Genomic DNA, 13232 nt, shown 5'->3' on the forward strand with positions numbered 1-13232 from the left:
GGCGTCCTTTGTTGGCGCACCTGTATCGGCAAAACGCCGCCTTTTCCAGTGCCGTAAAGGCACCTTGAGGAAAACGGCGGGGTCATTTGAACCTTAAAAGCGGAATTTCTGCCGGTTGGAAGAAAACGCTGTCTCACATTAGTGCGTTTGCTACTAGTCTTTGAGCAATATGAGCGCGGACAGCAAGTTTGCCTTATCGTCCGTCCACGGCTCACCCCCATCAGAAACCACGGACTGCCATTTTCCATTTTGGACAAAACCGTCGACTCTTCTCTGATCTGGGCTGACAATCACCACTTGGGAATCCGATGCGCCTAGTTCGTTTGCGCCCGGCTCAACCCGATGGAACTGTTTGGCCGCGTGGAACCCAAGTTTGTCTGCAATGCGCGCAAGCGGGTCGACCAGATCGTAGTACCGGTTGCTGACGTGAAAGACCATTATTCCGTCATCAGCCAGTCGCTCTGTATACATCCGCACCGCTTCTTCAGTGATCAGATGCACAGGAATAGCATCAGAGCTGTATGCGTCCAGGACGAGAATATCGAAGGAATAATCTGTGTGCGCCAGGACAATGCGTGCGTCACCAAGGTGTGTTGGCGAATCTGGTGCGCATTCCGAGATGTAGGTGAAAAGGGAAGGATTGCGCGCCACTTGGTCAACCATGGCGTCGATTTCAAAGAATGCCCATTTCTGAAATGGAAGCTTGTAGCAGGAAAGAGCACCGACTCCGAGGCCGACAATACCGATGCTGTCGGCTTCTCGTCCAAACTCAGACGTTATGACCTGTGCCATTGGCCCTTTGGGATAGTAGTAAGACTTCGGCGTAGGTTTTTGACCAATTTCTGATTCCAACTGCAAACCGTGCAGTGTGGTCCCGTTTTGATACATTCTGAGGCCTGCCTCTGAGTATACCTTGTGCGTTCCAAAGAAGCTTCGATCCTGAAGCAACGAGTCCTTTTGCGGCCAAAGTACCGGCAGCATAAGTGCCGCGATGATGGCTATGATACGCGCAGGTTGATTACGGAACAGGATCAGTGCAACCAACAGCATCGCGGTTGCGACAACCGCACGCAAGGCTCCATCTCCAAGAGGGTTTATGCCATCGATCATGCCGAAGCACAAAAGGATCGGGTAGCTGATAAGCAGGCCAAATGCCAGATTCCTAGGTGTAACTGCGCCTTTCCCGATCAAGAGCAACCCGCCAGCCAAAATAAGCGTCATTTGCGCCTCGACTTCTAGGGCAAATGCGAAAGGCGCAATGACGGAATTGAACAATCCGCCAAAAGCACCGCCTATCGACAGTGCGATGTAGAACACTGTCAATTGCTCTGCCGGCGGTCTCATTTCATAAAGCAACCTATGTGCATACAAGGCGATTACGAATAGAATGGGAATGTACAACAAAAAGACGATGGGGTTCGTGTGATGGTCGATCAGGTTGGAAAATAGGACGACACCAATCGCCAGCGCCAAAATCATCGGGATGTGTAAGGATTTGACACTGAGCCAATTCAGTTTCGCAAAGGCGAAAATGAAGGAAAGAAGGTAGGTCGCAAGGGGCACAACCCAGATAAGCGGGATTGAACCCAGATCCGTACTGGCTTTCGTGGTAAAGGAAAGCATCAGGGATGAGGGTACAAAAGCGATCACAATCCATTTTGCAATCTGCTTCAGCTTTGGGGTGCTGCTCGCGAATTCACTCGCGATCGGCGCAATGACGCTGCTCGATCCGCGCAGCGCAATAAGGCCACTTATCGCCATTAACCCACCGAAGATGACAAACCCGATGGACCAAATATTACTGGTCGCACTGGCACCCAGAAGGGGGTCTGCCAGCAAAGGAAAAGCCAAAAGAGCCAGCAGGGAACCGACGTTACTTGCGCTGTATAGGAAATAGGGGTCGTCTGCCGAAGGCCCACCGGACCGTGAATACCACGCCTGAAGCAATGGCGCATTCGCAGAAAGAACCGCAAATGGCAGGCCGACACCCAGGGCAAACAACTTAAGGGTTTGCAGCGCGGTCGAGCTGGATGCGTCATAGCTCCAGCCCTCGTTTATTGAGAGCGGCAGATACGTCAGCGCAGCCGCCCAAAGTACCAGATGAGTAACAAGCTGCCAGCGCAGAGGTATCCATTTCGTCAGCACATGGGCGTAAATGTAGCCCAAGATTAAAACCACTTGGAAGAACAGCATCGCGGTCGTCCAAACCGCAGGAGCGCCACCGATTTGCGGTAGGACCAGCTTGGCAAACAGGGGCTGGACAAAAAACAGAAGAGATGCGCTGACAAAAATTGTGACGCAAAAACTGAATATGATCGCAATTCTGAACCAAGAATTGTTCGAATATTCTGTGCTCGTAATACTCACGGTGGCAATCCCTGCTCGAGTTATTTTTCAAACTGCTACAGGCGAAATAAGACCAAGTTTGGGCCAAGCTTGGTAAAATATCTGTCAGAATGGGCTATTGTTCTCAAATGCGGGACGGTCTGCGCAGGTTGCTAAGCTGTGAGATTCGGGTGCGCGGCAAGGCTTCGCCGATGCCGGAGATGTGATTGCAAGTTCGCGAAAAGCTGAGACAATTTGGATGAAATTTACAAAAGGAAACCCGATATGCGAAATCTGATACTGGCAACAATTTTGACTTTTGGAGGGGCGATGTCTGCCATGGCTGACGACATCATCAAGGTAAATTCGAACAAATCGGTGCAAGAGGCGATGGACGCCCTGGAAGCTGCCGTTGGCAATGCGGGCGCGACCGTCTTTGCCCGCGTCGATCATGCGGCGGGTGCGGAAAAGGTTGGCCTAACCATTCCCGCCAATCAGGTTCTGATCTTTGGCAACCCGGCACTGGGTACACCCGCGATGCAGATTGATCCACGTGCCGGGCTTTTCCTGCCGCTCAAAGTGCAGGCATACGAAGACGAGACCGGGCAGGTCTGGCTGGCCTATGAGGACCCGAAAGAGACGATGGATGAGCTCGACGAAGTCGAGAAATCACCTGTCATCGAAAAGATGCGCGGTGCGCTTGCCAAGCTGACTTCGGTTGCGGCCGAGTGATCAGCTTAAGGCGCGAATGGCCTCGGAAAGGTCAATCGCGCCATCATAAAGCGCCCGGCCCGAGATCGCGCCGTCCAATGCCACGCCACAATCACGCAGGGCGATCAGATCATCCAGCGAACTGACCCCACCCGAGGCGATGACCGGGATTGACACCGCGCGGGCCAAATCTGCCGTTGCCCGGATGTTCGGCCCCTGCATCGCTCCGTCGCGATTAATGTCGGTATAGATGATGGCCGCAACGCCTGCGTCCTCGAAACTGCGGGCCAGATCGGTGACCTTCACGTTGGTCTCTTCGGCCCAGCCCTTGGTGGCCACCATGCCGTCGCGCGCATCGATGCCGACAGCAACTTTGCCCGGAAATTCCTTGGCAGCTTCACGCACCAGATCGGGGTTTTCGACGGCCACGGTGCCCAGAATCACGCGCGCCAGACCTTTGTCGATCCATGTCTCGATCGTGGACATGTCGCGAATGCCACCACCTAACTGCGCGGGCACGTTGCATTCCTTCAGGATGGCCTCGACCGGGACGGCGTTGACGGGTTCACCAGCAAACGCGCCGTTCAGGTCGACCAAGTGCAGCCATTCGCACCCTGCCTCGACAAAAGCCCGTGCCTGCGCTGCAGGGTCGTCGTTGAACACGGTTGCCTTATCCATTTCACCACGCAACAGGCGCACGGCCTGTCCGTCTTTGAGGTCGATGGCGGGGTAGAGGATCATGTCAGGCGGCCCTATATCTGATTTGTTCGCGCGGGATATCGCACATGCGGGGCAGGGGATGCAACGCGACGCCAAGTCAATCTTGCCGGAATTGCCCAGCCGGGCCAGACTGAGCAGAAATAAGGGAGGAAATCATGAAAACATTCACACTTGCAGCCGGGTTTGCGGTATTGGCCAGCGCTGCTTTTGCAGCCGATCCGGTTGACGGTCTTTGGAAGACTCAGCCCGGGGATACCGGTGGGTATCTACACGTTTCGATTTCGGAATGCGGCAGCGCGATTTGTGGCACCATCGACACCGCCTTTGACAAAGACGGTAATGAGCAGCTGGCGTATGAAAACCTTGGCAAGCAGATCATCTGGGATATGGTGCCCGATGGCGGCGGCAGCTATAGCGGCGGCAAGATTTGGGCCCCGGACCGGGACAAGACCTACAGCTCGAAAATGACGCTGGACAGCCAGAACAAGCTGACCGTCAAAGGCTGTGCTGTGGGCGGTCTCGTGTGTCGCGGGCAAGACTGGACGCGGGTTCAGTAACCGCTCAGGGCGTCCAGGTCAGGAAGTTCCCGATCATGCGCAGGCCCACATCCTGACTTTTCTCAGGGTGAAACTGCATCCCAACCATTGTGTCGCGGCCGATCACGGCCGTGACCTCCTGCCCATACTCAACATAAGCCAAACGCTGTGCCGGATCGATAACACGGAAATGGTAGGAGTGCACGAAATAGGCGTGATCGCCTGACTGCACTCCAGCAAAGACCGGGTGGTCGCTTTCCAAAACCAGATCGTTCCAGCCCATATGGGGCACTTTCAGCGCGCTGTCCGATGGTTCGATCCGCACCACATCGCCTGCAACCCAGCCCAGACCGTCGGTCTGGGAGTATTCATGGCCTTTAGAGGCCATCAGTTGCATGCCGACGCAGATGCCCAGAAATGGGCGACCTTTCTGCTCGACTGCCTCGACCATCGCGTCGTAGATGCCTTTGTGGCCGCGCAGCTCAGCCGCGCAGGCAGGAAAAGCGCCGTCACCGGGCAAAACCAGTCGGTCGGCCCGCGCAACGACGTCGGCGTCTGAGGTCACGACAACCTCACCCGCGTCCATCTCGCGCGCCATGCGCTGAAACGCCTTTTCGGCCGAATGCAGGTTGCCGCTTTCGTAGTCGATAATGGCGGTTAGCATTTACAGCGCGCCCTTGGTCGACGGAATCGCATCAGCTTTGCGCGGGTCTGTCTCAACGGCCAGACGCAATGCGCGCGCGACGGCCTTGAAGGCAGCCTCGGCAATGTGGTGGCTGTTGAATCCGTGCACTTGGTCAATGTGCAAGGTGATGCCGCCATGGGTGCTGAGTGCCTGAAAGAACTCGCGCACCAGTTCGGTGTCGAAATTGCCGATCTTTGGGGTCGGAAGGTCCACGTTCCAGATCAGGAACGGACGGCCCGATAAATCCAGCGCGCAGCGTACTTGCGCGTCATCCATGGGCAAGTGGCACTCGCCATAGCGACGGATGCCTTTCTTGTCGCCCAAGGCCTGCGTCAACGCCTGGCCCAGTGCAATACCGGTATCTTCGACAGTGTGGTGGTCGTCGATATGATAATCGCCCTTGGCGCTGATCGTCATGTCGATCAGCGAATGGCGCGCAAGTTGGTCCAGCATGTGATCGAAGAACCCGACGCCGGTCTGATTGTCATAGGTGCCGGTGCCGTCAAGATTGACCTCGACCGAAATCTCGGTCTCGGCGGTTTGACGGCTGATCTTTGCGCTGCGCATGGGCGAATTCCTTTTGCTACAGGCGCGCTTATAGACGGGGATTGGTCGGCTTATCCAGACCAAGCGTTGCTTTCACTGCAATCTGTTGCAGGGGATTGCGCCCGGTGACGTGCCATGCCAGCCTGCCGGAAACTCAACCAACAGGTCCAAATCATGTCCACCTGCGTTTTCATTCAAATCCGCTGCACACCCGGCACCACCTACAAAGTCGCCGAAGAGATCGCGCTGCGCGAGATTCACTCCGAGCTTTACTCGACCAGCGGCGAATATGACCTGCTGCTCAAGCTCTACATTCCCGAACCCGACGATGTCGGTCATTTCATCAATGAAAACCTGCTTGTGATCCCGAATATCGAGCGATCGCTGACCACTATGACCTTCAAGGCGTTCTGAGTCAGGCCGAAACGTCGGACACCGAACCTTGCGGCGCGGCACATGCCAAAATCGCGCCGTTACGCGCCTGCTGATCAGTTGTTCCTGCCCGGAGCAACTGATGTACACCGAACAATACCATCAGCGGAACACCAAGCGTGACCAGATAGTTGTCTCCGGCCACTTGCGACCAAACCACACCGATTGTGCAGACAATCAGCAAAACGGCAGAGTGTGTGTTTCTCTGTTTCGCGCCGTTGGTCTGATAGTTCAGAAAACCGTTCGTTCTAAGAACCGTCAAAATGACACCCGTCAAAAACACGCTCATAAGAACGAGGGTCGCGATGTTCCCGGTCAAAATCGTCGCCGTGTCGCGATAGCCAAGCAAAATCAGGCATTCGATCAGTGGCGTGATCGCCACCATAAAGAGATTGATGCCAAGTAAAATTGGCTGTGGAGGCAGTGTTTTCCTGACATAGGTAACACAAACTGAGGCAGCCAGAACCGTGCCGACCCACCCAGCCAATCGCATATCATCCGTGGCCCGAAACAAAAGCATGAAAACCACGCCCGGCAGATTCTCAAACATCTCAAGCAGCAATCGCTTTTGGGTATCGCTGGGCATTCAGTAGATTTCCTTTTTGCAATTGCGCTTTTGGAATGTCGAGTGTGGGATGAAATTACCCCAATTCGAATGTAGTGATGCCGTAAATCCGGTCCAGATCAATGTCCGGTGCGTGGCTGGAATACATGCGGCCAGTTTCAAACACTTTGGTCAAACCCAACTGTTGCGCCATTGCCATAGCATGCGCGTTGGGGTTGGGCATGTCGATGAAGACCTCTGCATCCATCTGATCGGCGGGAAGTGTCGCCAGCAGCGACACCAAAAGGGCCTCTGCGATCTCGGGATTGTTCGCAAACAGGGGGCCCACCTTGTACCCGCTCAAACACCGCCGCAGGGTTGCATAGCCCTTGATCTGACCATCTTCTTCGAAGACGTGAGAGACGTGGCTGGGCGCGCCGAACCAAGCGTGAAGAAACGTGTCGCGCGGGGCAGGGAACAAGCCCCGGTCATACGTTTTCAGTTGATCCGTCAGGGCGCGTAGGGGTGTGATCTGATCGTGAAGGGACCGGCCCAATTGGTTTAGAATCTCACCGACCGTGCCCGAAAAACGATAATTGTCATAGGCCAGCTCGAACCCGAATTTGCGATAATTGTCTTGCTGTTCGACAACGCCATCCATGCCCATGTTCCGGTGCTGGCAATGCGCCTTGACCGCCTCGGCAACCTGTAACCCATATCCCGATCCGCGATACTCGGGTTGCACGATATAGAAGCCTAAAAACGAGTAGTTATCGTCGTAATTCACAGCGGACGCAGAGGCGATCATCTGCCCATCCAGAAATCCACCCTTGAATCCTTCTGGGTCCGAACTGCGGAAACAAACCGCATCGTGCAGGCCCGGGTTCCACCCCTCCTGACCGGCCCAGTCGACGGCGGTTTGAACTTCGTTTTCTGTCAAAGCGCGAATAACATATTCGGGCATCGGCGGACCTCTGTCGTGATTGCGTGCCATTCGAGAATGCCGCAACACCAGACAAAGAACCAGCATGTTCAGAGAGGTTTGTATCTGGAGCGGGCGAGGCGATTCGAACGCCCGACCCTAACCTTGGCAAGGTTATGCTCTACCCCTGAGCTACGCCCGCATCAGATACATATTTTCGACCTTTCGGTCTCTCAATGGAGCGGGCGAGGCGATTCGAACGCCCGACCCTAACCTTGGCAAGGTTATGCTCTACCCCTGAGCTACGCCCGCGCCGTTGAGTGAGGAGGGATGTATAAATTCCCACGCATGCCTGCAAGCGGAAAAAGCAAAAAATAGGAAAATTCTTTGCGACGGAAGCCCGCCTCTTAACCGTTCAAGAACCAGAGCATCCAAGAATAAGAACGGTGGAGGTGACAATAATGGCGTATATTAAGGACCTGAAGATGGCGGCCCTGGCGGCGATGATTTTGCTGGCTATCGCGGTGTCTGGCAAAGGTGAGAATCGAAAGGGCGATGTCGAATCAATTTTTACGGGATCCCCTCGAATCGAAACGCGGATTTTGGCGGGGTAATCCCCGCCATCCCGTTCACAGCGCCATCAAAAGGCTGGCTATCGCCGCAACCACAATCACGGCAAAGGTCAGCAACATGCCGATCTGGCGCAGAATCACAATCTGCGGTTTGCGGCCGAACCCATAGGCATGCAGCACGCGCCCGGCCAGAATGCCAAGGCCCAACAGATTGACCAGCCAGCCACCGGCGCCCTGCAGCTCGACCATAGCGATTAGTAACAGGGCAAACGGTGCATATTCGGCAAAGTTGGAATGCGTGCGCATCACTTTGAGCATGTCGGTGTTGCCGCCGTCGCCGTAAGAAATCTTGTCGCCGCGGCGCTGCAGGATGACCCGCACACTGAGCGCGACATAGAGAAGTGCCAGCAATGCGGCATAGACTGGGGTGATGGACAGCATGGTCTGCTCCTTTCAGGATCAAAAAAGGGCCGCCCGGTTCCCCGAACGGCCCTTGTTCCCGAAAAGGTTAGGTCGTTTATTCCAGTTCGACCAGTAGGTCCTTTGCGTCAATCTGGCTGCCCGGCTGAACGTGCACGGCCTTGACCGTCGCATCGCGCTCGGCGTGGATGCCGGTTTCCATCTTCATCGCTTCGATGGTCAGCAGCATGTCGCCTTCCTTGACCTCCTGGCCCGCGGTCACGGCAACGGTGGCCACCACGCCGGGCATCGGCGCGCCGATGTGGTTGGGGTTGCCCGCCTCGGCTTTGGGACGGGACTGCGTGGTTGAGGTCACCAGACGGTTTGGAACCCGGATCACGCGCGGTTGGCCGTTGAGCTCAAAGAACACTTTGACCTCGCCCTTTTCATCGGTCTCACCGATGGCCTGACAGCGGATTTCCAGCGTTTTTCCGGGGTCTATCTCAGCCGTGATCTCTTCGCCCGGTTCCATGCCATAGAAGAAGGTGCGCGTGGGAAGTGTGCGTACAGGTCCGTAAGCCCGGTGGCGCCCCATGTAGTCAAGGAACACCTTGGGATACATCAGATAGCCGTTCAGATCCTCATCATCGACTTCTTTGCCCTCAAGCTGTTTGGACAAGTCCGCCCGGGTCGCCTCCAAGTCGACTGCTGGGACGTCTTTGCCGGGGCGATTGGTGTTAGGGGCTTCATCCTTGAGCACCTTCTTGACGATGGTGTCGGGGAAACCGCCCGGAGGTTGACCCAGATTGCCGCGCATCATGTCGACCACCGAGTCGGGGAAGGCCACATCTGTATTCGGGTCTTCGACCTGTTCACGGGTCATGTTCTGGCTGACCATCATCAGCGCCATGTCACCGACCACCTTGGATGACGGTGTCACCTTCACGATGTCACCGAACATCCGGTTCACGTCAGCATACATCTGAGCGACCTCGTGCCAACGTTCTTCCAGCCCCAGCGAACGCGCCTGCGCCTTGAGGTTGGTGAACTGACCGCCGGGCATCTCGTGCAAGTAGACCTCAGAAGCCGGAGCCTGCAGGCTGGATTCGAAGGCCGCATATTGCCCGCGGACCGCCTCAAAATAATCGCTGATCTCGCGGATGGATTTGATGTCCAGCCCGGTGTCACGCTCGGTATGCCGCAGCGCTTCGACCACTGTGCCCAAAGTCGCCTGTGATGTGTTGCCACTAAAGCTGTCCATCGCGCAATCCACCGCGTCCACACCTGCCTCGGATGCGGCCAGGATGGTCGCGCTGGCGATGCCGGCTGTGTCGTGTGTGTGGAAGTGGATCGGTAGCCCAACCTCCTCCTTCAGTGCACGGATCAAGATGCGCGCCGAGGCTGGTTTCAATAGCCCCGCCATGTCCTTGAGGCCAAGAATATGAGCACCCGCATCGCGCAGTTCTTTCGCCATGCCGACATAGTATTTCAGGTCATACTTGGCGCGGTCCGGGTCCAGAATATCACCGGTGTAACAGACGGTGCCCTCACAGATTTTGCCGTTCTCAACCACGGCGTCCATCGCGACGCGCATATTCTCAACCCAGTTCAACGAGTCGAACACACGGAACACATCGATGTTCTGCGATGCTTGACGTACGAACTCTTGCACAACGTTGTCAGGGTAATTGGTGTAGCCGACCCCGTTCGCACCGCGCAACAGCATCTGGGTCATCAGGTTCGGCATCGCTTCGCGGAGGTCGCGCAGACGCTGCCAAGGGCATTCTTGCAGGAACCGATAGGCCACGTCGAAAGTTGCACCGCCCCAGCATTCGACCGAGAACAACTGCGGCAGGTTAGCTGCATAGGTTGGCGCGACCTTGATCATGTCGATCGACCGCATCCGGGTCGCCAGCAAAGACTGGTGGCCGTCGCGCATGGTTGTGTCGGTGATCAGAAGCTGGCGCTGCGCCTTCATCCAATCAGCAACGGCTTGCGGGCCTTTTTGTTCCAGCAGGTTGCGTGCGCCCATCTGCGGTTCGGACTTCGGTGCCGGAGGCTTTGCGTCTTTAAGATCGGCGCGTGGTTCTGGGCGGTCCTTGGTCTCGGGGTGACCATTCACCGTGATGTCGGCGATATAGGTCAGAACCTTGGTGCCCCGGTCGCGGCGGCGCTTAAAGGAGAACAAGTCCGGCGTCGTATCGATGAATTTGGTCGTATACTTGTTCGACAGGAAAGTCGGGTGCTTCAGCAGGTTGATGACAAAGTCGATATTGGTGCTGACGCCGCGAATACGGAACTCGCGCAGGGCGCGGTCCATCCGGGCAATCGCCGCTTCGGGCGTTGGTGCCTTGGCGGTCACCTTGGTCAGCAGCGAGTCATAGTACCGCGTGATCACCCCGCCTGCATAAGCCGTACCACCGTCCAGACGGATGCCCATGCCGGTAGCCGAGCGATACGCAGTGATGCGGCCATAGTCGGGGATAAAGTTGTTTTGCGGATCTTCGGTAGTGATCCGGGTCTGCAACGCGTGGCCGGTTAGATGCACGTCTGCCTGGCTGGCAGCACCCGTGGCTTCGGCTAGGGTTTTGCCCTCGGCGATCAGGATCTGAGCCTGAACGATGTCGATACCGGTGACTTCTTCAGTAACCGTGTGTTCGACTTGCACGCGCGGATTCACTTCGATGAAGTAGAACTTGCCGGTTTCCATATCCATCAGGAATTCAACCGTGCCTGCGCATTCATAATTCACATGCGCGCAGATTTTGCGGCCCAGCTCACAGATCTCGGCGCGTTGATCTTCGTTTAAGTAAGGGGCAGGGGCGCGTTCGACAACTTTTTGGTTCCGGCGCTGGACCGAGCAGTCGCGTTCGTACAGGTGATAGATCTCACCATGCTTGTCGCCTAAGATCTGCACCTCGACATGGCGGGCGCGGATAATCATTTTCTCCAGATAGCCCTCGCCATTGCCGAACGCGGCTTCGGCTTCGCGACGGCCTTCCAGAACTTTCTCTTCCAGTTCATCTTCTGACAGGATCGGGCGCATGCCGCGTCCACCGCCGCCCCAGGAGGCTTTGAGCATCATAGGATAGCCGATTTCCTTCGCTTCGGCGCGAATCGCATCCATGTCATCGCCCAGCACCTCGGTCGCCGGAATCACCGGCACACCTGCCGCGATGGCCACGCGGCGTGCGCTGGCCTTGTCGCCCAGTGCACGCATGGTTTCGGCTTTGGGACCGATGAAGGTGATGCCGTTCTGAACGCAGGCATCAACAAAGTCCGGGTTCTCGGACAGCAAGCCATAGCCGGGGTGGATCGCATCTGCTCCGCACTCTTTAGCGACGCGGATGATCTCATCGATGCTTAGGTAGGCGGCAACAGGCCCCATGCCTTCGCCGATGCGATAGGCCTCGTCCGCCTTGAAGCGATGCAAGCCCAGCTTGTCCTCTTCGGCAAAGACGGCAACGGTGCGTTTGCCCATCTCATTGGCGGCGCGCATCACGCGGATGGCAATTTCGCCGCGGTTGGCGATCAGGATCTTGTTGAAATCAGTCATGTCGGGTCCCGGTCCTACTTGTTTGGCCGTGTTGATAGGCGGACAATACGCGTACGTATATCAGTCGTTCTGGGTAGAACCGGCATGTTAACGCTCGCAAACGCCCCCTGTTAGCGCTATCTTTCTAATAGCGCTGCATCGCGGCATGAACAAGCGGTGTAGTGGGCGGAAGGTGATTCAGCGACTCGGCGCCCAATTGGCCCATGTTTGCGTGCATGTCCTGCCGCAAAATGTCGATGAGGTGGGCAGGGCCTTTGGCACCCAGGGCGGCGAGGGCATACATGAAGCCGCGCCCCATCATCACGAAATCGGCGCCAAGGGCCTTAGCACGCAATATGTCCAAACCACCTTCGACCCCACTGTCGAAGATAAGGGGCAAGTCCGTAGCCGCACGGATGGTGGGCAGGGCTTCGATGCTGGCCGGGGCACCATCAAATTGCCGACCGCCGTGATTCGAAAGCCAGAGAGCGTCCACTCCCGCTTGCTGCAACGGTTCGGCATCTTCAGGACGCTGGACGCCTTTCACGATCAGCGGGCCATCCCAGGCATCGCGCAGCCAGTGCACATATTCCATATCCGGGGACGTCCGCAGCAGGTACCCAACATGGGCTGTCGGGGGCAGGTTGCTGGAGTTGTCCGTATACTTGTCCAGTGTCCGCATCCGCGGCGGCCCGCTGCGCGCTATTCCGAGCGCCCATTCCGGCCGCATCGCGATCTGGGCCAGAAGGCGTGGCGTCAACCGCGGTGGATTGGTCAGACCCGAGCGTGTTTGGCGCTCGCGCCGGGATGCAACCGGGACGTCTGCCGTCATCACCAGCGTCGTAAAACCAGCGTTCCGAACCCGATCCAGCAAGTCCTTGCGAATGTCCGGGTCCTTTGGCGGATAAAGCTGAAACCACGCGTTGTCACCCAGATGCGGCGCGACGTCCTCGGGGCTTAGGCAGGCAACGTTGGATAGGGTAAACGGCAGACCGGCGCTTGCGGCAGCGCGGGCAAGATGAGCTTCGGCATCAGGCCAAATCAGGCCGGCCATACCGATCGGGGCAACGCCGAACGGTAATGGGTAGGTCTGACCCAGGAACTCGGTCGAAGTGTCAAATTCCAATGGTCCATGCAGGATCGACGGCAGGAAACCGACGCGGTCCAAACCGTTGCGATTGCGGCGCAGCGTGGCCTCAACCCCGGTTCCGCTGTCCAGATACTCCCATACAAAGTGAGGTATCCTGCGCTGGGCGCGGTGTTTCAGATCGGCGATGCCGGGAAAACGACTATGAAGGTCCATGG

At 56.7% G+C, this 13232-nt stretch carries 13 protein-coding genes and 2 tRNA genes; 4 read left to right on the top strand and 11 right to left on the bottom strand.

What is annotated here, in order from left to right; all coding sequences use genetic code 11:
- Positions 1 to 153: 153 nt before the first annotated feature.
- Complete coding sequence (locus AC2FI9_RS12085; protein ID WP_496767934.1) at positions 154 to 2193, bottom strand: spermidine synthase; 2040 nt, start codon at positions 2191 to 2193, stop codon at positions 154 to 156.
- A gap of 417 nt (positions 2194 to 2610) precedes the next feature.
- On the opposite strand from AC2FI9_RS12085, the gene AC2FI9_RS12090 reads away from it, so the two are divergent.
- Positions 2611 to 3057, top strand: a complete 447-nt coding sequence (locus AC2FI9_RS12090) for a DUF302 domain-containing protein (protein WP_496724353.1) — start codon at positions 2611 to 2613, stop codon at positions 3055 to 3057.
- Here AC2FI9_RS12090 and hisA read toward each other — a convergent pair whose 3' ends face one another.
- The gene (gene hisA / locus AC2FI9_RS12095) at positions 3058 to 3777 is read right to left on the bottom strand and encodes a 1-(5-phosphoribosyl)-5-[(5-phosphoribosylamino)methylideneamino]imidazole-4-carboxamide isomerase (RefSeq protein ID WP_496767936.1); all 720 of its coding nucleotides are present in this window, start codon (positions 3775 to 3777) and stop codon (positions 3058 to 3060) included.
- A gap of 134 nt (positions 3778 to 3911) precedes the next feature.
- Here hisA and AC2FI9_RS12100 point away from each other — a divergent pair, with 134 nt between their 5' ends.
- Positions 3912 to 4313 carry a DUF2147 domain-containing protein gene (locus AC2FI9_RS12100; RefSeq protein ID WP_058274317.1) on the top strand — a complete coding sequence of 134 codons (402 nt, stop codon included), beginning with the start codon at positions 3912 to 3914 and terminating at the stop codon, positions 4311 to 4313.
- 4 nt (positions 4314 to 4317) lie between these two features.
- On the opposite strand, the gene hisH is transcribed toward AC2FI9_RS12100, so the two are convergent.
- Together hisH and hisB are read right to left on the bottom strand one after the other, a co-directional pair.
- Positions 4318 to 4956, bottom strand: coding sequence for an imidazole glycerol phosphate synthase subunit HisH (gene hisH / locus AC2FI9_RS12105; protein ID WP_496767938.1), 639 nt, complete (start codon positions 4954 to 4956; stop codon positions 4318 to 4320).
- A complete protein-coding gene (hisB, locus tag AC2FI9_RS12110) occupies positions 4957 to 5544 on the bottom strand; it encodes an imidazoleglycerol-phosphate dehydratase HisB (RefSeq protein WP_496738054.1) in 588 nt (195 codons plus the stop codon).
- A gap of 153 nt (positions 5545 to 5697) precedes the next feature.
- Here hisB and AC2FI9_RS12115 point away from each other — a divergent pair, with 153 nt between their 5' ends.
- Positions 5698 to 5937, top strand: a complete 240-nt coding sequence (locus AC2FI9_RS12115; RefSeq protein ID WP_496767940.1) for an Lrp/AsnC family transcriptional regulator — start codon at positions 5698 to 5700, stop codon at positions 5935 to 5937.
- A 1-nt stretch (position 5938) separates the two neighbouring features.
- Here AC2FI9_RS12115 and AC2FI9_RS12120 read toward each other — a convergent pair whose 3' ends face one another.
- The 4 genes from AC2FI9_RS12120 to AC2FI9_RS12135 all read right to left on the bottom strand — a co-directional run bounded on the left by AC2FI9_RS12120 (position 5939) and on the right by AC2FI9_RS12135 (position 7733).
- Positions 5939 to 6541: a hypothetical protein gene (locus tag AC2FI9_RS12120; RefSeq protein ID WP_496767941.1), complete on the bottom strand. Its 603-nt coding sequence runs from the start codon at positions 6539 to 6541 to the stop codon at positions 5939 to 5941.
- A 55-nt stretch (positions 6542 to 6596) separates the two neighbouring features.
- Positions 6597 to 7463 carry a GNAT family N-acetyltransferase gene (locus AC2FI9_RS12125; RefSeq protein ID WP_496738051.1) on the bottom strand — a complete coding sequence of 289 codons (867 nt, stop codon included), beginning with the start codon at positions 7461 to 7463 and terminating at the stop codon, positions 6597 to 6599.
- 85 nt (positions 7464 to 7548) lie between these two features.
- Positions 7549 to 7623, bottom strand: a tRNA-Gly gene (locus AC2FI9_RS12130).
- 35 nt (positions 7624 to 7658) lie between these two features.
- Positions 7659 to 7733: transfer RNA gene (locus AC2FI9_RS12135), tRNA-Gly, on the bottom strand.
- A 149-nt stretch (positions 7734 to 7882) separates the two neighbouring features.
- Here AC2FI9_RS12135 and AC2FI9_RS12140 point away from each other — a divergent pair.
- Positions 7883 to 8035, top strand: a complete 153-nt coding sequence (locus AC2FI9_RS12140) for a hypothetical protein (protein WP_496767942.1) — start codon at positions 7883 to 7885, stop codon at positions 8033 to 8035.
- Positions 8036 to 8050: 15 nt separating this feature from the next.
- Here AC2FI9_RS12140 and AC2FI9_RS12145 read toward each other — a convergent pair whose 3' ends face one another.
- From AC2FI9_RS12145 to AC2FI9_RS12155, 3 genes are all read right to left on the bottom strand, one after another.
- Positions 8051 to 8434, bottom strand: a complete 384-nt coding sequence (locus AC2FI9_RS12145; protein ID WP_496724367.1) for an MAPEG family protein — start codon at positions 8432 to 8434, stop codon at positions 8051 to 8053.
- 76 nt (positions 8435 to 8510) lie between these two features.
- Positions 8511 to 11948 (bottom strand): pyruvate carboxylase, encoded by a 3438-nt coding sequence (locus AC2FI9_RS12150; protein WP_496767945.1) that lies wholly within the window; start codon positions 11946 to 11948, stop codon positions 8511 to 8513.
- Between the two features lie 124 nt (positions 11949 to 12072).
- Complete coding sequence (locus AC2FI9_RS12155; protein ID WP_496767947.1) at positions 12073 to 13230, bottom strand: alpha-hydroxy acid oxidase; 1158 nt, start codon at positions 13228 to 13230, stop codon at positions 12073 to 12075.
- Positions 13231 to 13232 lie beyond the last annotated feature (2 nt).

The sequence above is a fragment of the Ruegeria sp. CDSA246 genome (genome assembly GCF_059611225.1).